We start from the raw sequence: 21,186 nt of genomic DNA on the forward strand, positions 1-21,186 counted from the left end.
ATAGTTAGCAACTGAGCCAAAATAACTAATACGAAAAAAGGGAGTGTGAGCAAAAATGTTTCCGTTCGCAAACATGGAAATTCGATTTGTACTTAATGGACACGACCACGTTGTCCCGCTATCCGATATTCAGACGACCGCTGTGATTGGAATACTCGGTCTGCAAGGCAGTGGCGACGGCAGCGCGTTGCGTTTCTCGGAGGAGCTGCGAAGGCGGTTTCGAGACGGGCTGCTTGAAGACGCACAAAGCGATGAGCCTGACGGGCTGGAGGAAATTTCGGTTATGAACCTTGAGGACAAAATCAGAAGCTGGCGGGAAAATGGCGTTGTTCATATCGACACAAGATTCAATCCTGAAGTTCAGGACATGCTCAGCATTATCATGGCAGCCAACCATGTCGATTGCGCTGTGGCGGCGGCTTCGGCAATTAACGAGAAGAACTGCCGGGCTATCGAAGAGACCGGCTGGAGCGTTATCGCCGTCCATCAGTGGGGACATGCGGAACCAAACCGGGTCTGGAACAAACTGGAAACCCCTGTATTCGACATATTCCTCTCCCAGGAACAGGTCGATTTTTTGATAAGCGCCTGCCGCGAGAGTATCCGCTGCGGCGGGGAAGGTGCGGAGGCAGACGGACTTGCGTTGCTCCTCATTTTCGAAATGTCGCGGCGTGGACGTCATATTTAAACCAATGCAAAGCCAGAGGGGAACGAAAAAAATGGCAAACATGCTTAACATAGGGTTCGGCAACACCGTCAACGTCAATCGGGTAATCGCTGTCGTCGGCCCGGAATCTGCACCAATCAAGCGTATTTTGCAAAAGGCGCAGGACAACGGAGTTCTGATTGATGCGACGTATGGCCGGCGTACCCGAGCCGTCATCATCATGGATTCGGACCATGTGGTGTTATCCGCTATCCAGCCCGAAACGATTACCGCCAGAACGAGCAACTGAAGGGACAAGCTACCACCTGCCCCGAAAAACACCGTATAATATTCCCATCAAAGAGTCAAATGCGGATATCGTGTCACGAAAGCGGTGCGGTGTCCGCATTTCTCTTTGCTTACATAGATAATTTTTGAGACCCGGCCAACTGCCGGGAGAAGGGAGTGTATTATGCTCGATGCTTATTTTGAACGCATCAGGCCGCAGTATTCCGGCTATCAGGAACTGCACGTTCATACGGAAGGCTCATTCCGTGATGCGGTCAACACCGTTGCGGATGTCTTCGACACCGCAGAAGAACTGGGTCGCAAGGCAGTGGCTATCACGGACCACGGGAACTGGACCCGCCTGTTCGCCGCCCTGAAAGAGCGGACGAAACGGGAAAAGAAAATCCTCGAAACAGAACTTGCGGTTGCAGGCGCTGGGCAGGAGGATATCAAGCAGGCCCTCAAGGCTATGGGGCCCTTTGATTCCGTCCGGGAGCCGAACGAGAAAATGGTTCCGTTCGTGGAGAAATACGAGGACGCCTATGTGAACACCGCTCATAAGGCGGTTCAGTTCATCCCGGGCGTCGAGATGTACGAAGCGGCGCCGGTGGAAGGGGATGCCCACCGCTGGCACATCATCTTTTATGCAAAGGATTGGCAGGGAGCGAAGGCTCTGTTTCTTCTGTGCAATCTCGCTCAGCTGAACAAGCACAACGACCTGCCTCGCTGCACGACCGAAACCATGCGGCTTTTCCTTGGAGAAGGCGCACCGGGACACGGTCATGTTATCGCGACATCTGCCTGTATTGGTGGCAAAATTCCGGCTACCCTGCTGAAACCCTATTACAATTCGCAGGCCCAGCAGGAGCTGTGTGAGAAAAAGGAGTCACTGACGCAGATTCCGGAGGAAACTCTCTGGGATGTCGAGGATTCTATCCTTGCGCTCACCGATAGTATCGCAGAGAAAAAAGCGGCGTATGCGCAGAAAAAGAAGCAGGCCAATCGGAAGTTCACCGCAACCCTGAAGCGTGCCCAGACCGCAATCGACAAGGCACTCACCAAATCCGGCGGCGTGGAAACAGATGCGGTGGCAGCTGCCCGGGCGAACCTTGCCAGCTTGCAGGTGGAAATCGCTCTTGCGGACCAGTGCCGCGCAGAACTTCCTGCACTTGAACGAGAAATCGCTGCTTTGAAAGAATCTCTGAAGGAAAAGAAGACTGCGCTGGAGGAGCTGGAGAAGCAGAACCGGCCGGCAGAACGAATCCAGGAGAAAATCGACGAACTGGCAGAAGAGGCAAAAGGGTTTGGCGATGTATTCGCACAGGCCAAGGCATTTGCGCTGGAGTACGAAACGATTCTGGGCAAGGGCAACTTTTTTCTTGAGCTTCAGGACCACGGCCTGATGACCGAATTCCTGACCCGTCAGCAAATCATTCGGATTTCCAAGGAAACTGGCATTCCACTCACTGCCGCAAACGATGTCCACTATAAGAATCCGGAAATGAAGCGCCGACGCGATATTGCTGCCGCACTCCGCTTCCCAAATCTGACAGTGGATGACGTAGCAAACCAGCAGGGGAACGACCAACTGTATTTCAAGTCCAATGCCCAGATGGAAGAGATGTTTCGGGACGTACCGGAGGCCCTGGAAGGGCCGGCCAGAATCGCCGCTATGTGCAATGTAGTCTACCACAAGGCGATGCACTTGCCGGAGTTCAAGGACGAAGGCGGGCTTGCCCCAGATGTCTACCTGCGGAAGATGGCAATAGGGAATATCTCCCGTCGTTACCCTGATTATGATTCCTGGGAGGATTCCCGAAAGAAATCCTTCATGGACCGTATCGAGTACGAGCTGGGCGTCATCGACAAAATGGGGTATTCCAGTTATATCGACATCGTGGAGGATTTCATCAATTATTCCAAACGGAATTTTGGCGATGAATCCATTGGGCCTGGCCGTGGCTCCGGTGCCGGCAGCCTCGTCTGCTATCTGGTCGGCATCACCAACATCGACCCTCTTCGATACGACCTTATTTTTGAGCGATTCCTAAATCCAGAGCGTGTTTCTATGCCTGATATCGACACCGACCTATCACCAGAACATCGAGATAAGGTCATCGAGTATGTCGCTCAGCGATACGCTTACAAAGGCGATTATCCGGTTGAAGAGCTTCGCGGAACCGTGTGCTCCATCGTCACCGAGGGTGTCCTGGCCGCCAAAAGCGCCATCCGCCAGGTCGGTAAGGTAACTGGAGTATCACTGTTTGATTGCGACCGAATTGCCAAATTGGTTCCGGCCGTACCAAACATGACTCTGAAAAAGGCAATGGAAGAAAACGACAGGCTGAAAGCACTTTACGACACCGACCCGCAGGCGAAACGCCTTCTCGATGACGCGATGCTTGCTGAGGGCTTGCCTGTTCAGACTGGCGTGCATGCCGCCGGCGTCATCATCGCTGACAAACCGGTTTCCGAATACGCCCCGCTGTTCTGGAATGAATCCAAGAATGTATGGGTCATTCAATATGATATGGTAGCGTGTGAGTCAGATATCGGACTTCTCAAAATGGACTTCCTCGGTCTAAAAAACATTGACATTGCGATGCGGGCCAAGAAATTCATCCGCCAAACCAAAGGCGTGAATATCGACTTCGCCAGCATCAACAAAGCTGATGACCCCGAGGTTATCAGCGCCATTTATGCCAAGGGCGACACCGATGGAGTATTCCAGTTTGAGTCTGGGGGCATGAAAAAGACCCTCAAGTCTTTTGCCCCTAAAACCATCGACGACGTGATTCTGCTTAACGCGGCATACCGGCCGGGTCCTATGCAATATATCCCCCAGGTAACGGACGTAAAGTTCGGCCGTAAGAAAGCAAATTACATTGTTCCGCAGATGGAATCCATTTTGGGTAACACCTACGGCTCGCCTATCTACCAGGAACAAATCCAAAAAATCTTTCACGAAATCGCCGGTTTTTCTCTCGGCGAGGCGGATATAATTCGTCGAGCAATGAGCAAAAAGCATCTTGATGAACTCGTTGCTGCCAAAGACAAATTCGCGGAAGGAATCCGCAAGCGCGGCGCCAAAGAAAACGACATCGCTGCATTCTGGGACCAACTGCTGGAATTTGCTTCTTATGCATTTAACAAATCTCACGCAGCAGCTTATTCGGTGATGTCCTACTACACCGCATGGCTGAAACACTACTATCCGGCTGAATTCATGGCATCTCTGCTGTCCTATTCCATCAAAGACGACATCGCAAAGTATGTTGCTGATGCGAAGGGATACGGAATTACCGTGCTGGCGCCGGACGTCAACCGCTCCATCGTCTACACTGCTCCGACGAAAAACGGAGAAATCCGAATCGGTCTTGAGGGACTGAAGGATGTCAGTGTGGCAGCGGACAAGCTGGTAAAGGAGCGCAAGGCACGCGGCCCTTATAAAGACCTGCGCGACCTCATCCTGCGTTGCACGCTTATCGGCGTCGGTAAGAGCCCGTTGGAGAGTCTTGCAAAATCCGGCGCGCTTGATGGCATCCTGAAAGCGGAATCCCGTTCCCGCCGGCAGATGGTAGAGAACCTGCCGGAATATATCAGTGAGTGCCGGAAACGAATCAAGGCTGAACTGAAAGCCGATGAGGCAGTCGCTTCGCTTCTCGAAAAGAACGCCGAACAGGCCAATGCTCGTCTGTATACCGTGATTTCGTCCGACACAGCATTCGTTCTCACGGATGAAGTGAAACTCGACGAATATGATGACAACGAACTGCTGAAACTCGAAAAGGACTACGCCGGATACTATGTGTCTGGTAGCCCGGTCGAAAAGTACGCAGACCTGATTGCGAATCAGGGGGCTAAACCGATTGCCGAAATCAGCGAGGCTGCTGAAGCCGTTGTTCTGGCCGGGTACATCTCGGATTTCAAAGAACTTCAGACGAAGAAGGACAAAAAAGCCATGTGCCGCTTCCTCCTTGAGGACACAACCGGGACGATTGAGGTCATCTGCTTTGCTTATGCGTATGCGCGTTTTGCCCCTCAGATGGGTGAAGGCGCTCTCGTCTGTCTGAAAGGCAGTGTGAAGCAGAAAAACTCTGATGAAAGCCCGGATTCCGAACTGGAATTTGAGTTCGTTGTCAGCTCCGCGCGCAAACTGATGGCGTAAAATGTTGCCCTCCCCCGTGTTGGGGAGGGCTTTTTGTTACCAAAAGGATAAGGCTTGTTTCTCCCCGAAAAATGCATACAATATTTTCCATCAAAGAATAAAAGCACGGATATCGTATTACGAAAGTGACGCGATATTCGTACTTTTCTTTTGCTTGTTTATAATACTGAAAATCAAAAAGGACGGAGATAAAATGAAAAATCACAAACAAATCTTTCTGCTCTATTCGTGCGATGCATGGAAAAGCAACGACAGTATGAAGCTGCTCACAGCTACTACCTCGACGACCCGGCTGCGCCGCTTCATCGAGTCCAAAATCATGAGCGGCGACATGCGCTACGCTGACAGTGGAGAAACTTACTGCGAAAAGAAGGCTGTCCAGCAGTTCCGCGCTGATTGGAAAACCATCACCAGAGCTGGAATCAACAGCCAGCTTGACGAAGGCTTCATCGACTATGTGTATGATGGCGAGGAAATCTGAGGAGTTCGTTCTCGAAGTCATCCACACAAATCAAGAAGGCTAACGCTTGCCCCGAAAAGTACGTACAATAAATCACATCAAAGAATCGAATGCGGATGCTGTGTCACGAAAGTGATGCAGTATCCGCATTTTCTTTGTTTATATAGATTCCCGGGTCAGGAATTCCTCCCGGCAACAGTGCTTAATGGCACTGAGAAAATATTTCGTACATACCAAAATCAGAAAAAGGAGTGTAAGAGATGAGTGAAATCATCAATTTTGTTCGTCATAAAACTGCTGGTTGGGCCGGTGTCATTTACCTGGACAAGAAAGGCCAAAAGCGCGTTAATAATGGCTGTTTTGATTGGCCGTTGACCCAAGAACGAGAAGAAAAACTGAGCGTCATCGAAAAGAACAGCGATGGCGTAAAGAATTTTCTCGACCGGCTGGACGTTAGCTGCGCTAATTTGTTTACCAACATGAACTACGTGCGCGGTTTGATTCGCGTCGATGCTATCAAACGAGGAGGAGATGCCTGTGACCCGCGATGATTTTCAAATTCGTTTTTTTGACCGACCGGATGGTCTTGTGTGCCGCATTCTGTATCACGGTCATCTTGTCGCTATGGCAGGTGGCCGGACGGAGGATATGCTGCGGCTGCGGACCCGAATGACGGTAAAAGCAGAAAAGTGCATCTTGGATATCCTGTCCGGGCAAAACAAAGCGTCTCTCGCCGTGATTCAGCGGCTGGGGACTAACTGACAAAAAGAGGTGAAAATTATGGGTTGTTTTGATTTTACATATGCCGACAATGGCATGAACACGAGAGGCGGCAAAGGCTTTCTGTATCTGTCGAACTGCTTCGCAAAAGCCGCACGCCTGCAAAATCCGCTGCGCTATTCTGAGACAGATTGGTACGGCAGGCTCAGCACCCCGATTGGAGCGGAGAAATCCCTGGTTGAACTGGATATCTATGCCATTTACGGTGCCATGTTGAATATGGCTGATGATGCGTCTGCTCCTTTGAGCGGGCACTCGGATGAAGCCGCGCGCTATGCGCAACTTATCCGCGAACGCAATTTTAACAACGGGGAATTTGAAGGGCTTGAGGACATCCTCCGCAACGATGGAATCGACTACTTTTTCTCCATGCAGATGGCTTGCCCGTCGGCTGAGAAGGTGTCTGTTAAGGCTCTGGGCGGTCAGAACGCAAAAAAGGTTGTACCCAAGTGTATGTTTGTCGGGACCATGCCGCTTCTCCTCAGCCGCAAGAAATTGCCTGCTGAAAAGGGCGACGACATTTCCGACATTGCCCAGAATTGGGGATTCATGACCGATTCCGACCCGAACCAGGGTTGCGGTATCACACGGAATCACTATATGGTGTACCGACCGGGTGCAGAAAAGGGGCAGAAAAATGGCTGATAAATACTACTATTCTCTTGGCCTGGCCGGATACGAAATCCGGCCTATCCCGGACGATAACGACCATCTTCTGGCCCGCTTTCTCGTTATGGGGGAGGAGACAGAACATAAGGTACGCAAATACAAAATCCAGTACACCCCCGGCGGTCGAGCTTTTATTCGACCGGATAGACGGCGGGTATATCTGGATGAAGCCTACCGGGCTGGGTAACACCTACTACGGCATCCGCGTGAATAAATGAAAGGAAGACTGGAGGGGACATAATGAAAAACAAAACCAAAGAAACTGTGCGACAGTTTGTTGGAGTAAGCCCTGAATGGGAAGCGGCCGTTGTAAAAACGGCCACCGGATACGATGCTGTTTGCAAGCGAACCCAAGGTAACGAAGTCCAGTATGGGCATACCCTGTGTTCTTTCAAATACAAAAAAAATGCTGAAAAGGCCGCCAAACAGGCTATGGACATTCGAAATCAAATGCTTGCAAAGGCGTATCCTTAACGGCTGAGGTATTGAAACTTGATGTACTTCCATGGTGTTACCACCGTGGAAGCACAAACAAGAATGAAAAGGAGAGAACTATGAAATTCAGCGACCTTTCAGAAAAGGACCTGATGATGGCCTATAAAGGCTACAAAATGCTGAAAGAAACCGGGGCGGTTGGAAATAACGACTTCGGTGGAATTTTCCGTAAGGCAATCGACGAATACGGAATTCAAAATCCTGGCTTCGGGGTCATCAATGCAACCAATGAGCTGATGCTTGCCATCGCAGAAAAATGGGTGGCCGAACGGGAACTGGCAAATAGCATGCTGTCTCCCGGCGACACACTTTGGTATACCGATGAAGATACCGGTGGAATTGAACGAGCAGTTGTCTGTACAGTTCAGTATAAAGACGGAAAACTGTACAGTTTCTCCGCTGAGTTCCCGGACAGTGACGATTTCGACGAATTTGTTGGTTCGGCGCTGGGAAGATGTTTCTTCCGTTCTGAAACACAGGCCAAACTGCGCATAAGCCACCAGGAATAAGGTGAAGCCCATCTGATGGCTGAAAGCCGGAAAAGCTAACGCTTTCCCCGAAAAGTGCCCTATAATATTTTTATCAAAGAATTGAATGCGGATACTGTGTCACGGAAGTGATGCGGTATCCGCATTTTCTTTGTTTACATAGATTCCCGGGTCAGGAATTCCTCCCGGCAACAGTGCTTAATGGCACTGATGAAATATTTCGTACATACTACCATCAAAAAGGAGAGAAAACCATGGGTCATAATATTCAACATTATGATTATCCGGAAAATGTTGACCAGAAAAAGGTCTTTAGAGACTTAGCCAACTATGTCCAGCACGAGGCCTGGCAGGAAGGCGGGCATCTTAACGAAATCCGATGGCTTGATGCCAAGCCATTGCCGAGCCGCGATGATGCGGAGGAGTTCCTCAATAGGCACGACAAAGGCTGGTACGACTGCTTAGCTGTTCGGTATCTGGAGGCGGACCGTCACAATCCAACTCGGGCATACATCGCGCTTCTGGACCGACGTCGTAAGGCGTACGGGCGTTTTGCCACACTGAATGGAGAGCTCTATATTTCCACCATCAGTTCTGGGTATGTCGGATGCAAGAACTGCGGTTCCAAAATGAACCGTGCTGCCATGCTGAAGGGAAGGTCTGCGCCAAACCGGTGCCCGGTCTGTGGCGCTGAATTACGCCCGGCATCTAAGCTGGAGCGCATTGAAAACGCAAGAAAGGCCGTTGATGAGATTGACCGAAAGCTGGCTGAAGAGGAACGTCGCATGGCGAAACGCAATGGGGCAGTGCGCTGGCTCGTGAAAATCGAATTCCACACCTAAAACCCGCAGAACATGAATGAAAATTTCTGAGAAAGAGGAGAATGTAATTATGTATTATTATGTAACCACTTACAGCTTCGATAACGACCGTCCGGTGCAAGGCCCCTTCGGCGACTTTGACGCTTGCTGGGATGCCATGCTCAAAGATGCAAAAAATGAATATCGCATTGATGTGGAAGAAGACGGATTCACCGCTGAGCTGCGCAAGGACCATGATGCGGGCGTTATCAATTTGGTAAGACTGGTTGATGACACCGATGATGATACCACTACCTGGTCAGCCATCGAGATTCCGGCCCATGGCCCGGCAAAGGTCTACAATGTGGTAGGCGCAACCATGGACTGCAAAAACGGAGCAATCTGCCCGACCCTTCACGGCGTATCTCTGAGTCTTTGTGATGCGCGGGATGTGATGCGTAAGGTGTATGAGAACGCTCTGCGGGAGCGGGGGCTTGAGGATAATGGCACATCTGATGAAGATGGCAATGCCATCCCCGGCGGCTACTACACAGACCGCGAGGCCGGCATTTATGACTATGCCGAGTTCGCAAACAACCAGTTGCTGGAGCTGGAAACTTTCGTTATCATCGAAGGCGTTCTTCAGGGCGATGGGTTGAGCCAGGTTCCAAATGTTATCGGATGCAATGTGTATGTTGTTGGCCGCAAGCTGGCAAAAAACTCGCTCGGTCGTGTTCACGAAAAGAAGAAATTGGAAATCTTTGAGGCTTCCGTGTACGGTGTCACTCTTAACGCTGATGACGATTTCGTTTTGGCTGTTACCGAGGACCGTATGCTCGATGGCGAAGAAAGAAATCACTTTGGCCGTTGCGCAGAATATGTGTACGGCAAAGAGGCATTTCTGACGCTGCGTGAGGCGATGGCCCGCCGGGAAGAAGTCGCGCACAGCGAACACAAAATTTAATTGGGAGGAAATTATGTTTATTCTGAAATACCTCGAAAACAGCGATGCTGCCTGCACTTCGGAGGTCGAGCTTTTTGCCACTGAAGCAGAGGCGCATTCCAAAATGGAAACTCAATATGAGGCAACAGTCCGCTTGTTGGGCGGGAACTTCCTTTCGGAAGAACCCGCTGACGCTGACGAAGCCTCCCGCTGGTCTACCATCGGCAAAGAATATGCCTGTGTACAGGATGGAATCGACTCGTATCGTTGGGAAATCATCGAGGACGACCGCTTTGTCCCTCGAAGCGAAAACTAACAAACAGCTTCGGATAGAATATGGTCATTGTTGCCGCTTTCAGAATCTTTCTGAGAGCGGCTTCTTGGTTTGTTATGAAGGATATGGTATAATTAAGGGAAAAATCGAAGTTGTCAATCAAAGAAAGGAACGAGCCTCAAGTTGTGCATTTGCTGCACATCGAAATGCTCCAGTTTTAAAAATATGAACCAAAATTGTTTTAATAACATTGGCGACATTATTGCCGACGCAAATTACATTACAGAGAAAGCTCTTTTGCCACTCTCAGCAATTCGCACTGAAAGCGACAAGACCCGTTACGAGAAAAAAGGTTATCTCATTGGTTATACCTACGATGAGTGGCCCGAAAAATATCCGCAAATCCCCCGGGACAATGTGTATTATGTTTGTGGCCTGAATGTGGGAACGGTATACTACGACAAGAAAAATGTCGTGTATCTGGACCTCCGCATTTATGGGCGCGAGATGTTATCCCTGGGCGGAAAAGAGAACTACGAGGAAACTATGCTTCGTGCAATCCATAAACAGGAAGAGCACAGCAGAAAAGGCGAATACGGCCATTTGTTTCTGACAATGCCGGACGGCATTCGTATGGACGCCATGAACCATTTGCTTGACCTTGAGGGCCCAACTGAAAGGTTTTACGGAAATTTCATGGCTCAGTACGCCACTTCAAATTTCCTTTGTAAAAACATTTCCAAACGAGTGCTGAACGCCTTGGGAAAGAGTAAGTCGGATAAACAGAAGGCTGCCACACAGGAGCGGTTGGAATTACTGTACAGCGACAAGCCCGTCATCACCGTATACCGTGGCGAGGCCGACGGCTCTACCGATTACCAGAAAGCAATGTCTTGGACTCCGGACATCAATGTGGCGTATTTCTTTGCAACTCGGCTGGGGAAAAACGCTAAAATCCGAATTGGCAAACTGTATCGTAAGGATGTCCTTGAGTATTTCCCGGCAGACGGAGATGAAGGAGCCGAGGAAGAAATCATCACTATGCCTGGGAAGGTAAAGAACGTTCGCACTGAGTATCTGTTGGATGCGGACAGCGAAGATGTTCTGCGGCTGGCAGTTGGATTCATGGAACGGTATACCTTTTGGCGCGATGAGACCGCCCGACTGCATGAGGATGCAGATAATTCTCTCAATGCCCATGATGCACTGCATGCGGTTCGGGTGCTATTTCTGAGTATGGTTCTGGGCGCCCATGAAAAACTTCGCCCGGAGGAGATGGAAGCTCTCTGTGCCGCTGCTGTGTACCATGATATCGGGCGCACACATGATGGTGATGAACTGGACCACGGCCGGGCCGGTGCGGAATACTACCACAACGAGGCGACGGACGTCAGCCCCATTGCTGAGGCCGTAATCGAGCTGCACTGTGCCGAGAAAGAGGCCGTAGAGCAGGAGCTGGCGCGTCGTTTTTCTGGACGTGACCTCGAGTCAGCTCAGAAAATCCTCCGCGTTCTGGAGGACGCCGATGCTCTTGACCGAGTGCGGTTTGGACTTTTCGGCATGGGCTCTCGTGACGGACTTGATGTTCGTCGGTTGCAATGCGACTTCGCTCGGAAACTGGTTCCGCTGGCAATGCAGTGCCTGCGCGGATTGTCGCTGGGGGACTGAGGCTACCATCTGCCCCGAAAAGCAAATATAATATTCTTATCAAAGAATCAAACACGGATGTTGTGTTACGAAAGTGGCATGGCATCCGTGTTTTTCTTTGCGTACATAAAATCTGAGATAAGGAGAGATTTACAATGGATTATGCTGTAACTTATGAGGAACTGACGGATTTCATCGCAAAAAAGAAAGAGGAAATTGCGAACATCTGGACCGAGCGTGCAGTGTTCATCCGTTCGGAGCCTGAATTGCCTGCCGGGACCGTCATCGACCGTGAAAAATCCGTTCGTTGGAACGAGGAAGAGGTCTGGCACCGAAATAATTCCCGAAAAGGAAAGCTGGCTTCGTTCCAGGCAAAAATTAACGCCTGCAACAAAGCCATCAGCGAAAAAATCATCGAGTATATCCGTTCGGAGTACGAGTTTACCGAACCTGTCGCCCACATCGTCTTTAACGCTGCGTACGAACGTGGGCATTCGTGCGGATATGATGAGGTTATCCATTATGCACGGGAATATGCCGAGTTCACCGAACGACTTTTCACGGCAATGGACTTGCGCTAAAACAGAGGGGAGAAAAATTATGAGCAAAGAAAAATCTTTTGAGACGACCATCCGTGTGCCGCTGGAGACGTTGCGACGGGCACATCGGGAAACCAGGATGACTGGTGATGAGCTGTACACAAAATCCGGTCTGAAGAGAAACGAGAAGCTGCTGTCGCTCGATGTGAAGTTCGAAAACGACTACTCGGCCGAAATCAACGCCTATCCGGGAGAGGATGAACATACGGGCTTTGTCGAAATGATTCTCACAGATGCCGAAAGCGACGACCGCATTGGGGATACGGACGGCGAGAATATCCTGAGTCGGTTCGAGTTTTTGGATGGCAATATGGCCTTCATCGTTAATGTGACACCCAAGGAGAAATATGTGCTGGTGAACCGGTCGGTATACGATGCTAAAGCCGACACCAACATTGTGGAGACAATAGCGGTGGACGCTGATTGGTTGGCATACTATCTTCGGCAGAACGAGGACGCGCCAAAGGATACTCTCTGGGGCTTTCTGGAAGAGTATACGACCGAAGACGTGAATGCTTGGTATGACGCGGCTCTGCTGGAGGGCGCGGTTGCGTTTTCCTTCTCGATGCCTGGCCCTGCGCTCCGATTCGAATGGGCGATGGACGATGACTGGAAAGCTGAGGCCCTTTTGGAGACAATGGACAAGTTCGATTTCACCCCCCGGCAGATGCTGAATTATCTCCGAGGGAAAAAGGAGAGTGCGGAATGAAATTCTTCTGCAATGGCCGCGAATGGGATACTGATGCGCCGGTTTATGTACTGGGATTCTGCATTAAAAACTGGTTTGCGGTTGACACACGGCACAAAGATAATCTCCACAGCCCCAAAATGTTCGGCGTCGTCTGTCGAAAAGAGCGGATTTCAAATCTGAAAATTGCTCACGAGGCGGGCCGCAGCTGGGTCGAAGACTTTTTTGTGACTTCGAAAGATGGCTATGGACATCTGAACTGCTGTGACCATATTTTCGGAAAAAGCCCCAAGGAGGCCAAAAGACTGTACGAGGAGCTGTTCCAAAAAATGTTGTCTGAGGCCAACGAATAATTGAGCCAAGGTCGCTCTCAGAGTTTTTCTGAGGGCGACTTCTTGGTTTCAGAAGCATGATATGGTATAATAGTGGGAAAGGCTGGTGAACAAAATAATGGCAGATAAAGACCCGTTTGAGGAATACTTGAGAGAATCTGAACCGGACAAAGCGATTAAAGGGTACGCCTGGAGTACGGCGATTGGTCTTCAAGCTGTGGATGGATTGAAACCGTCTAAATATCTGATTGACACCGCTATTCAAAATATTGAAGGCAAAATCACAATAAAAGAAGCCCAAAGTCTCATAGAAGATTATTATAGGGAACGGCCAACGCATTGGTCCGATGCAGACCGCACAGAAGAGGCCGATAAGGTATCTTCCCGTATTGCAGAGATACTTTCCGAAACGGCATTTTCGTTTTCGCCGAATGAGTATGTCTCCATTCACCGCAAACTGTTCCAGGGAATTTACAAACACGCAGGAAAAATCAGGGACTACAACATCACCAAAAAAGAGTGGGTGCTTGATGGCGAGACTGTGATGTATGGCAGCGCTTCGGAGTTAAAAGCTACCCTTGAATATGATTTTTCGCAGGAAAAAGACTTCAGTTACAAAGGATTGTCTATGGATGAGATAATCCACCACCTTGCAGTTTTTGTGTCACGCCTTTGGCAGATTCATATTTTCGGCGAAGGCAATACGAGGACGACTGCTGTATTTCTCATTAAATATCTTCGCACACTGGGCTTTTCGGCAACGAATGATATTTTTGCAGCGAATGCCTGGTATTTCAGGAACGCGCTCGTACGCGCCAACTATACGAATTTGCAAAAAAACGTCCATGAAACAACAGAGTATCTGGAGCTGTTTCTGAGAAACCTGCTTTTGGATGAGCAGAACGAACTTCATAATCGTAATCTGCATATAAGCCGGCTGCTGGAAAATGAAAAAGTGGACATTAGAGAGCAAAAAGTGGACATTGGAACCGCAAAAGTAGACATTGGAGCCCAAAAAGTGGACATTGAAAGAGTTCTTTCCGAAAAAGGTAAAGAGTTTTCCGTGAAAACAACGGTTCATGTGTACAGACTTTTCGAAAAATTCGGTGATGGTGGGATATTTGGTCGAAGCGCAACCATGGAGCTTCTTGGGCTGAAAAGTTCGAGCGCATCCAAGTTTCTTTCCAATTTGCTGCAAGCCGATATCATTGAGGCGGTTTCTGGACAGGGAAAGGGGAAATATCGCTTCAAAACATGATGCGGGGGTGATACAAAATGGCAGGCAAGATTGTTGGCCGTCCACCTGAAAACATTCAGGAGGAATACTGGGAAGGACAGAGAAACAGCGAGTTGTGGTATAACACTTTCTTTGAAATCTGCCGCAAATACAATATCCAGTGGTCAAAGGCGACCGAAAAAGACCGCGATTTCGTAACCGAAATGACTCGCGTGACCTATCAGAACCGCATTGGCGTGCCGAAAGAACAGATTCATTTCTTTGGACCAAGAATTTGAGCCAAGGCCACTCTCAGAATTCTCTGAGGGTGGCTTTTTTGATTTGTAGGCCGGTTTTGTGGTATAATTGAGAAAAGTACGAAGGGAGCAATAAACATGATTTTTGCTGAATTACTGCCCGTCTTGCACACGGGAACACTCGTGGAGATTGGCGGCCAAGGTGTACCTGATGACGGCAACCCCAATGTGTTCTCCGACAACATCGAGCGGCTTCCAGAGGAGTTGCTGAGCATCATCAAGGGATACGAGGTCGTTGCCATCGACACCTCCGGCGTCGATGCCTATACGGTTCGTATCGAGTTGGCTGAGCTGCATCTCAACGAGTTGCCCGAGCATTTGCAGCACCTGCTGGACGAGTAACACGCCATCATTCTGGAGTCACTTGGCTACCACTCGCCCCGAAAAACAAAGTATAATACTCCTGTAAAAGATTAAATGCAGATGTCGTGTCACGGAAGTGATGCGGCATCTGCATTTTTCTTTGTAATCAAAGTACATAGGAGGAAGAAAAATGGAATTTCTGAGCAAAATTTACGACCAGGATGAGTTGTTCTACTGGTGCAACTGTCTCGGTGAAATCAATATGCCGGGAGAAAATGGGCATTTCATTATCCACAAACCGGAAGAACTTCCGCCCAAGTGCGCGGAGCTGTATGAGAAGTGTCAGAAAGAAGTCGGCCCCTGCCATCGGTATGTCGTTACGTTCCGTGGCCGTCCCGGTATGCTACTGACTGCGCTGCATGATGAAAGCTACTACTGTGATGCTGTGGACATCGAAGACAAACCTACTTCGGCAGATGATGTCCTCGTACACAAGTGCGTCATGGACTTGGCGGCTTTGCTGGTCCAGAGACGGTGCGAAAGCATGACGACCGATTTCCGGTTGGAAAACTGTTGTGTACCCATTTTTGGCGAAAATACTGACCCGGCTGGGCATGAGTTGTGTTTGTTTATTCCGGCCGAGGTTGCTCTTCGTGACATCGACAGAATCCAGGATGTTTTCCTGGAATATTGCTGGCGACATGAGGATGAGACGTACCTTCGCAATTTGACTATTGGCTTCACCCGCTGAAGGAGCTGTTTGGAAAGGAGAGGATTGATGTGTTCGAAAAATTGTTAAACCTTGCGCGGGTAGGCAAACGTTTGTCTGCTGCTGGTAACAACCATGAAACTGCAATCAAAGACGAATTGGCTCTGCTGCTGAAATCTGACCCAAGTATCCGGGAGCAGTTTGAGACCGCATATCGAAAACATGCATTGGAAAAAGTTTCGGACAATCTGTTTGAGGTCAGCGCACAGCAAGCAATGGCTGCAAGGCAGAACCCGCCTATCGACAGCCCGGAAACCGAAGAAATTATCGACCGTATCGTTGGGGAACTGTTGATACAGACGCCCTGGTTTCGGTATGACGGGAAGACGGTCTCTCAGGGCGATACGTTGGCCCGGCCCAAGGATAAAGGCCTGCCATCCGTAACCCTTGATGAGTTGAAAAGAATCCCGCCTGAAATCCGGCCGCAACTGACTGGTCGGTATACTAAGTGCGATATTCCCGGCGAATCATATAAGATTTTGCTTGATGAATATGCCAGATACCTTCGCGCTCCAAATACGGCGCAGGGACGCCGGCTGTACAATATGTTCCGGCAGGGACTGGATATTCTCGATTTGGATGGCGTTACCTACGAAATGATTCGAATGAACCCGAATTCGATTGGACGCTGGCTGCCGGCACTGGTGGATGCGGTGATGAAACAGGATTTCTTTCATGTTCCCGCGACAACCATCATCGAAGTTCCGATAACGCTCCTTCAGCTGACCCGCTGCGACTACAACGAGCTGACCACTTCCACGTTGGCCGTCCTGGACCGCTACTGCCAGGAAGCGTTTAGCTTGGATACCCAAAAAGAATATTTTGTGAAAACCGGAACGTATTCATCCAAATTCGATTTTCGCAATGCTCATGTTCATGGAGAGAAAGAGGTCCAGGAGCTGGGCGAATATCTGCTGTTTATCCACTTCCTGGCCTGCCAGATGGCGTCCCCATTGAACAATAAGTCGATATACGGGGTATCCACAACAACCGAATGGGCCGTTCGTGAATTCATCCCCGATAAGGAAAACAATCCGACTATCTATATGGGTATGCCCCTGCATACGGAATATCGGGTGTTCGTCGATTTCGACGCGCAGAAGGTCATCGGCGTCAGCCCCTACTGGGAGTCCGAGACGATGAAAAAGCGTTTCGGGCATGAAGACGATGCGGATTCTCCCCACAAAATCCATGACTATGTAGTGTATAAAGCACACGAAGAGACTCTGATGCGGCGGTATCAAGAGAATGTGGATGCCGTATGCGTCCACATCGAAGCTATGCTGCCGGACATCCGGCTCTGCGGACAATGGAGTATCGACGTGATGCAGAACGGAGAAGATTTTTGGATTATCGACATGGCGTTGGCTCAAAACTCTGCGCTCATCGAGTGTGTCCCGAAGAACCTTCTCCGGCCGGCCCAAGAACGCTGGGTTCCCGCATTGGAAAATGCAGTGAAGGCGAACAGCTGATACCTGCCAAAACAGCACATTATATCTTGTAGAAGAACAAAACACGGATGTCGAGTTACGAAGCGGCACGGCATCCGTGTTTCCCTTTGTTTAAATCAATCGAGTACATAATTTCGATAATTAAGGAGTGACAAAAATGGCAAAAACTCGTTGTATTATTCTTACGAACGGTGACGCTGCGCGAATCCAGGAATACCTCTCGTTGGACATGAATAAAAAGCATGTGCAAAAAAACGGGAGTATGATTTCCCGTTCCGTACAATTCCCGGACGGGTTCTCCGTACGTCTGACCTGCTGCGGCGTACCGTCGGGAGTATCCTATGCAGAAGCAATTCTGTGTGACCCGAATGGGGAAGAAGTCACCAGCTCCGGTCCACAGAATAAAATCCTTGGCTACTGGCTGCTGCCGTTCGATGGCCGGGAGTATGCGCTTTCCGTTAGTGCAGAGTCTGTTCGAGAAGAACCCAGCCGGGATACCCAAATGAGGTTGCAAAGGCTGCGAGCGTACAGCCGGAAGACGTATCAAGACCTGAGCAAGCGGACCGAACGGCTGAAGCAGATACGCTTTGTATGATGGCTATAACAACGGAACGCGGTTGCGCTCCTCTACAAGACAAAGTATAATTAAAAAATAACTGACAAAAAGATGGGAGATGGCGCCATGAAAGCAAAAATCCTTTTTGAGGACGACAAATATCGCTATTTTGACAAGAATGGCGTTGAACTGCACGATGAAGATGTCATCGTGTGGGACAGTGGTAAAGAAGAAAAGATATATTTGACCAAACAAGGTCAGCTTGGAACCGACGCTACCAACCCGTATTGGATTGAATCGGAAATGGCTGCGGTCGGTGAATTCGGCATTTATCCGCTGAGCGAGAACGACCTGAAGGAAATCGCGAAAAAAATCTGACACAAAACGGCCCTCCACCTACACGGTGGAGGGCTCTTTTGTTGCTGTGTGTGGGGCAAATGGCGTATAATAGGAAGAAAATGGAGAAGGGAGCGAACTTATGTCAAATTCATACGATAATCCGAACAACCCATATGACCCTCGCACAATTCGTGGTCGCCAACGTCTGGAGGAGAAGGAAAAAACAAAACAAATGTACATGGACGAACTAAATCGCGGCCAAAACAGCGGAGGCAACGGTGGAGGCGGCTGCGGCGGTTGTCTGAGCATATGTGGTGTGATTGCCGTTTTGGTGGTTATTGGAGCTATAATTGATATCATTGGCTCCATACTGCCGTACATTGCGGTTGCCGCTGCGGTAGTGGGCATATGGTTTCTCGTACGATACGTCCGGAAAAAGAAGGACGGCGAGAGGTCGGCCACTGTTGGAACTGAGAATGCGGAGCGTAATGGGACCGATACAAACAAAAATAGTTGATTTTGGCGCTGGGGTTCTCCTCGGCGCCTTTTTAAGGTCAATGAAACTCGACAAAAATGATAAAATGTGGTATAATTAGGGTAAAATTGAACACATAGAGAGGAGCGTGATGGAGTGAAGCAGGGAACAGTTAAGGCGAAAAATATGGACTCCTATTATGAGTGGTTGAGTGAACTATCGTTTGATGATGGGAAAAAGGTGAGCAGTAAGATGGAAGAAGCCATTAAGGCCCATCACCCGGAAAAGCTGACGTCAGCAAGGCACAGCATGATTTTAGCAGAAAAGCGAGCCAGCCATCTTTTCGACATGGAAGGCGGTTGGGCATCGCATCCCGAAACGGAAACGCCGGGGTATAAATGGCCCCGGCATATCGCCAAAAGAATCGAAGAATTTCAACAGCTGTTTGGCTTCGCTCAGACATTCGGCCAGGAGGTGCAAGCTGCTGAATGGCAGGAAGAGTATGCCATCATATATATCGGCAACCCGCAGGCAAGCCTCTTTGTCGTTGACCCGGGTAAATATCTGGAGTTTCTGCCGGCTCGCTCGTATGAGGATATCAGTCCAGCAGAACTGAAGGCACAACTGCTGCCAGATGCACAAGCAAATAACCCTACTGCTGGCATCATTTCTGTTGATGGTAACATGACCACCACCGCCGGCCAGGCAAAGAATCAGCTTACAAAGACGGAAAAAGAGATGCAGGCGCTGGAGCACGAGATGGAAGATGTGCGAGGTGCAAAATCCGGCGAGCTGGCAGCCATGAGAGCGGAAATCGAGGCCATGAAATCTAAAATGGAAGCTCGCAAAGAGGAACTAATGGCAATTCTCCGGCAGAAGATGGATGAAATGGAAGCGCAAAAAGAAAAGCTGGAAGACCAAATTTACCTGCTCGATTCTCAAATCTTCGCTATTCGCTGCTATGCCGGTGAGACTGTCAACTTTGCAACCATTCGCACCGGCAAGCCGGCACCGGTCAGTGAACCGGTTGTGGTTCACCAGAAACTGCGCTTTCTGGATGAAGAACTCGGCAAGCTGGCGTCCTTGTATACCATCCAGTGGGAAGACCTGCATCTGTTTGAGGAGTTTCTGAAACACAGTCCTATCGCATTGGATACCTTTGCACCCAACCAACGGTGTATCGTCCTGGTAAGACTGAGCCGCACCGGAAAAGAGCTGGGACGTGATAACAGCGAGAATGGCACGTACCAGAACCTGCTGAAAGCATACGACTACTACCACGGCCGGACCATCGGTATTTTGATTCGTAATGGCGAAAATCTTTATCTTGGTTGGACGGATGATAATTATGTCAAAATCGACGACGATTTTGTCAACAACGTCGTTGATGCAACGACTGATGTGCCGTCAGACCGAGAGTTTGTATTTGAAAGCGAAAAGAAGCGCTACAAAGAGAATCAGCGGGCGAAAAAGAAAAAGGCTATGTCCGATATCCTATCGCGGCTGTTTGTCGCCAATATCCTGCAAGGTATTGTGGACCACTCAGACCTCATGCCGTTGCCGGAAGGAACCCGTTTTGACCAGGAAAGTCCTTACATTCGCTATGCATTGGCGGATACCTGGCTTGATGACGGCCGTTTCGGCAACTTTACCAAAATCATCGAACGCTGCAACGCATTCGTGACCGCCGGGGATATGCTCCTGACTGTCCAGAAGCTGGTGCCGGAACATGATAGAGGATGGGGAAGCAATTCCTGGGCAAGGGCCGACCGGCCGTGGGAAAATTCTCGAGGAAGAGGAGAGGCAAACCGGACGCACGATTGCAGCGTGAGCGATTGCACCCTGTACCCGGTTAATCTGGTGGAATTTGATGAACCGGTAGAATATGCCGAATTCGAACAGAAGCATGGCACCCAGGGGTGGGTCGCTATGAGGGATGTCCGGGCCAGCTTTGAACGCAGAGCTGCCCGAAATCCTGATTATATGTCCGAGGTTCGCAATGTAGAATATCATACTGAGCCCGGACGTCGCCATGTTTTTGTGTCGGTCGAGAAAGAGGAGAACTGGCGTCGAAATGGCGTGCCGTATGAGCGACAGCCGCGCTCCAATTTTGAGCTGTATGAAGACGAATACATCAATCTGACCTACATGAATTCTGTATGGCTGAGCTGGGTCATCACACAGAAGAAGCTGGGTGGCTGGTGTATCGGCGGTAAAGAAGTGGATTATGCCTATGCCATCAAGTACCTCAAAACAGCGATGGATTTTATCCGCGACCGGGAAAAGGGGGAAAAGACTTTAATTGATGCGGTAGACCCTACTGTTTGCAGGGACCCCGAGTGGCCGTTGAAGCTGTCTGAATGGAAGCTGGAAAAGGGTGTGCGTTCTGTGACACCCTATCAGGCAAAGCGTTTTGCAAAGGCATATCAGAATAAAGTTTCCGAATAACCGCCCATTTCGCGCAATGATTTATAAAAACGGAG

Annotated in this window: 26 protein-coding genes; all 26 read left to right on the forward strand. The window is 49.6% G+C overall.

Annotation, left to right across the window (positions count from 1 at the left end):
* Positions 1–55: 55 nt before the first annotated feature.
* The 26 genes from ACKTS9_RS01090 (at position 56) to ACKTS9_RS01215 (ending at position 21,151) form a co-directional block, all read left to right on the forward strand.
* Entirely contained in the window at positions 56–688 is a 633-nt protein-coding gene (locus tag ACKTS9_RS01090) for a hypothetical protein (RefSeq protein WP_087295436.1), read from the forward strand.
* Positions 689–719: 31 nt separating this feature from the next.
* Positions 720–956 (forward strand): DUF370 domain-containing protein, encoded by a 237-nt coding sequence (locus tag ACKTS9_RS01095; RefSeq protein WP_087295438.1) that lies wholly within the window; start codon positions 720–722, stop codon positions 954–956.
* 162 nt (positions 957–1,118) lie between these two features.
* Positions 1,119–5,102, forward strand: coding sequence for a DNA polymerase III subunit alpha (locus tag ACKTS9_RS01100; RefSeq protein WP_407878439.1), 3,984 nt, complete (start codon positions 1,119–1,121; stop codon positions 5,100–5,102).
* A gap of 193 nt (positions 5,103–5,295) precedes the next feature.
* Positions 5,296–5,583, forward strand: a complete 288-nt coding sequence (locus tag ACKTS9_RS01105) for a hypothetical protein (RefSeq protein ID WP_143259853.1) — start codon at positions 5,296–5,298, stop codon at positions 5,581–5,583.
* Positions 5,584–5,822: 239 nt separating this feature from the next.
* Entirely contained in the window at positions 5,823–6,113 is a 291-nt protein-coding gene (locus tag ACKTS9_RS01110; protein ID WP_407878442.1) for a hypothetical protein, read from the forward strand.
* On the forward strand, positions 6,100–6,324 hold the full coding sequence (locus tag ACKTS9_RS01115) for a hypothetical protein (protein WP_087295334.1): 225 nt from the start codon (positions 6,100–6,102) through the stop codon (positions 6,322–6,324). The genes ACKTS9_RS01110 and ACKTS9_RS01115 overlap by 14 nt, the downstream gene beginning before the upstream one ends.
* Before the next feature lie 18 nt (positions 6,325–6,342).
* Positions 6,343–6,987, forward strand: a complete 645-nt coding sequence (locus ACKTS9_RS01120) for a hypothetical protein (protein ID WP_407878444.1) — start codon at positions 6,343–6,345, stop codon at positions 6,985–6,987.
* Complete coding sequence (locus tag ACKTS9_RS01125) at positions 6,980–7,198, forward strand: hypothetical protein (RefSeq protein WP_087295338.1); 219 nt, start codon at positions 6,980–6,982, stop codon at positions 7,196–7,198. Before ACKTS9_RS01120 ends, ACKTS9_RS01125 begins: the two co-directional genes overlap by 8 nt.
* A 53-nt stretch (positions 7,199–7,251) precedes the next feature.
* Positions 7,252–7,485, forward strand: a complete 234-nt coding sequence (locus ACKTS9_RS01130) for a hypothetical protein (protein ID WP_407878446.1) — start codon at positions 7,252–7,254, stop codon at positions 7,483–7,485.
* Between the two features lie 80 nt (positions 7,486–7,565).
* Complete coding sequence (locus ACKTS9_RS01135) at positions 7,566–8,015, forward strand: hypothetical protein (RefSeq protein ID WP_407878448.1); 450 nt, start codon at positions 7,566–7,568, stop codon at positions 8,013–8,015.
* Between the two features lie 233 nt (positions 8,016–8,248).
* Positions 8,249–8,836, forward strand: a complete 588-nt coding sequence (locus ACKTS9_RS01140) for a hypothetical protein (RefSeq protein ID WP_407878450.1) — start codon at positions 8,249–8,251, stop codon at positions 8,834–8,836.
* 49 nt (positions 8,837–8,885) lie between these two features.
* Entirely contained in the window at positions 8,886–9,758 is an 873-nt protein-coding gene (locus tag ACKTS9_RS01145) for a hypothetical protein (RefSeq protein ID WP_407878452.1), read from the forward strand.
* Positions 9,759–9,771: 13 nt separating this feature from the next.
* On the forward strand, positions 9,772–10,053 hold the full coding sequence (locus ACKTS9_RS01150) for a hypothetical protein (protein ID WP_407878454.1): 282 nt from the start codon (positions 9,772–9,774) through the stop codon (positions 10,051–10,053).
* A gap of 255 nt (positions 10,054–10,308) precedes the next feature.
* Positions 10,309–11,679, forward strand: coding sequence for an HD domain-containing protein (locus tag ACKTS9_RS01155; protein ID WP_407878456.1), 1,371 nt, complete (start codon positions 10,309–10,311; stop codon positions 11,677–11,679).
* 134 nt (positions 11,680–11,813) lie between these two features.
* Positions 11,814–12,239: a hypothetical protein gene (locus ACKTS9_RS01160; protein WP_407878458.1), complete on the forward strand. Its 426-nt coding sequence runs from the start codon at positions 11,814–11,816 to the stop codon at positions 12,237–12,239.
* Positions 12,240–12,258: 19 nt separating this feature from the next.
* Positions 12,259–12,966, forward strand: a complete 708-nt coding sequence (locus tag ACKTS9_RS01165; RefSeq protein ID WP_407878460.1) for a hypothetical protein — start codon at positions 12,259–12,261, stop codon at positions 12,964–12,966.
* Positions 12,963–13,298 (forward strand): hypothetical protein, encoded by a 336-nt coding sequence (locus ACKTS9_RS01170; protein ID WP_407878462.1) that lies wholly within the window; start codon positions 12,963–12,965, stop codon positions 13,296–13,298. Before ACKTS9_RS01165 ends, ACKTS9_RS01170 begins: the two co-directional genes overlap by 4 nt.
* A gap of 97 nt (positions 13,299–13,395) precedes the next feature.
* A complete protein-coding gene (locus tag ACKTS9_RS01175; protein WP_087295376.1) occupies positions 13,396–14,535 on the forward strand; it encodes a Fic family protein in 1,140 nt (379 codons plus the stop codon).
* Positions 14,536–14,552: 17 nt separating this feature from the next.
* Entirely contained in the window at positions 14,553–14,792 is a 240-nt protein-coding gene (locus tag ACKTS9_RS01180) for a hypothetical protein (RefSeq protein WP_087295355.1), read from the forward strand.
* Positions 14,793–14,888: 96 nt separating this feature from the next.
* On the forward strand, positions 14,889–15,152 hold the full coding sequence (locus ACKTS9_RS01185; RefSeq protein ID WP_087295357.1) for a hypothetical protein: 264 nt from the start codon (positions 14,889–14,891) through the stop codon (positions 15,150–15,152).
* A gap of 151 nt (positions 15,153–15,303) precedes the next feature.
* Positions 15,304–15,864, forward strand: a complete 561-nt coding sequence (locus ACKTS9_RS01190) for a hypothetical protein (protein ID WP_407878465.1) — start codon at positions 15,304–15,306, stop codon at positions 15,862–15,864.
* A 29-nt stretch (positions 15,865–15,893) separates the two neighbouring features.
* Positions 15,894–17,354 carry a hypothetical protein gene (locus ACKTS9_RS01195; protein ID WP_407878467.1) on the forward strand — a complete coding sequence of 487 codons (1,461 nt, stop codon included), beginning with the start codon at positions 15,894–15,896 and terminating at the stop codon, positions 17,352–17,354.
* Between the two features lie 136 nt (positions 17,355–17,490).
* On the forward strand, positions 17,491–17,928 hold the full coding sequence (locus tag ACKTS9_RS01200; RefSeq protein WP_407878469.1) for a hypothetical protein: 438 nt from the start codon (positions 17,491–17,493) through the stop codon (positions 17,926–17,928).
* Between the two features lie 87 nt (positions 17,929–18,015).
* A complete protein-coding gene (locus ACKTS9_RS01205) occupies positions 18,016–18,267 on the forward strand; it encodes a hypothetical protein (RefSeq protein WP_407878471.1) in 252 nt (83 codons plus the stop codon).
* Between the two features lie 100 nt (positions 18,268–18,367).
* Entirely contained in the window at positions 18,368–18,745 is a 378-nt protein-coding gene (locus ACKTS9_RS01210) for a hypothetical protein (protein ID WP_407878474.1), read from the forward strand.
* A 114-nt stretch (positions 18,746–18,859) separates the two neighbouring features.
* Entirely contained in the window at positions 18,860–21,151 is a 2,292-nt protein-coding gene (locus ACKTS9_RS01215) for a hypothetical protein (protein ID WP_407878476.1), read from the forward strand.
* Positions 21,152–21,186 lie beyond the last annotated feature (35 nt).

This window comes from Owariibacterium komagatae (assembly GCF_045865535.1).
Taxonomy (GTDB): domain Bacteria; phylum Bacillota; class Clostridia; order Oscillospirales; family Ruminococcaceae; genus Ruthenibacterium; species Ruthenibacterium komagatae.

Coding starts and splice junctions, on each gene's coding strand:
- ACKTS9_RS01090 (WP_087295436.1), top strand. CDS start 56: ATGTTTCCGTTCGCAAACATGGAAATTCGATTTGTACTTAATGGACAC.
- ACKTS9_RS01095 (WP_087295438.1), top strand. CDS start 720: ATGGCAAACATGCTTAACATAGGGTTCGGCAACACCGTCAACGTCAAT.
- ACKTS9_RS01100 (WP_407878439.1), top strand. CDS start 1,119: ATGCTCGATGCTTATTTTGAACGCATCAGGCCGCAGTATTCCGGCTAT.
- ACKTS9_RS01105 (WP_143259853.1), top strand. CDS start 5,296: ATGAAAAATCACAAACAAATCTTTCTGCTCTATTCGTGCGATGCATGG.
- ACKTS9_RS01110 (WP_407878442.1), top strand. CDS start 5,823: ATGAGTGAAATCATCAATTTTGTTCGTCATAAAACTGCTGGTTGGGCC.
- ACKTS9_RS01120 (WP_407878444.1), top strand. CDS start 6,343: ATGGGTTGTTTTGATTTTACATATGCCGACAATGGCATGAACACGAGA.
- ACKTS9_RS01125 (WP_087295338.1), top strand. CDS start 6,980: ATGGCTGATAAATACTACTATTCTCTTGGCCTGGCCGGATACGAAATC.
- ACKTS9_RS01130 (WP_407878446.1), top strand. CDS start 7,252: ATGAAAAACAAAACCAAAGAAACTGTGCGACAGTTTGTTGGAGTAAGC.
- ACKTS9_RS01135 (WP_407878448.1), top strand. CDS start 7,566: ATGAAATTCAGCGACCTTTCAGAAAAGGACCTGATGATGGCCTATAAA.
- ACKTS9_RS01140 (WP_407878450.1), top strand. CDS start 8,249: ATGGGTCATAATATTCAACATTATGATTATCCGGAAAATGTTGACCAG.
- ACKTS9_RS01145 (WP_407878452.1), top strand. CDS start 8,886: ATGTATTATTATGTAACCACTTACAGCTTCGATAACGACCGTCCGGTG.
- ACKTS9_RS01150 (WP_407878454.1), top strand. CDS start 9,772: ATGTTTATTCTGAAATACCTCGAAAACAGCGATGCTGCCTGCACTTCG.
- ACKTS9_RS01160 (WP_407878458.1), top strand. CDS start 11,814: ATGGATTATGCTGTAACTTATGAGGAACTGACGGATTTCATCGCAAAA.
- ACKTS9_RS01165 (WP_407878460.1), top strand. CDS start 12,259: ATGAGCAAAGAAAAATCTTTTGAGACGACCATCCGTGTGCCGCTGGAG.
- ACKTS9_RS01170 (WP_407878462.1), top strand. CDS start 12,963: ATGAAATTCTTCTGCAATGGCCGCGAATGGGATACTGATGCGCCGGTT.
- ACKTS9_RS01175 (WP_087295376.1), top strand. CDS start 13,396: ATGGCAGATAAAGACCCGTTTGAGGAATACTTGAGAGAATCTGAACCG.
- ACKTS9_RS01180 (WP_087295355.1), top strand. CDS start 14,553: ATGGCAGGCAAGATTGTTGGCCGTCCACCTGAAAACATTCAGGAGGAA.
- ACKTS9_RS01185 (WP_087295357.1), top strand. CDS start 14,889: ATGATTTTTGCTGAATTACTGCCCGTCTTGCACACGGGAACACTCGTG.
- ACKTS9_RS01190 (WP_407878465.1), top strand. CDS start 15,304: ATGGAATTTCTGAGCAAAATTTACGACCAGGATGAGTTGTTCTACTGG.
- ACKTS9_RS01200 (WP_407878469.1), top strand. CDS start 17,491: ATGGCAAAAACTCGTTGTATTATTCTTACGAACGGTGACGCTGCGCGA.
- ACKTS9_RS01205 (WP_407878471.1), top strand. CDS start 18,016: ATGAAAGCAAAAATCCTTTTTGAGGACGACAAATATCGCTATTTTGAC.
- ACKTS9_RS01210 (WP_407878474.1), top strand. CDS start 18,368: ATGTCAAATTCATACGATAATCCGAACAACCCATATGACCCTCGCACA.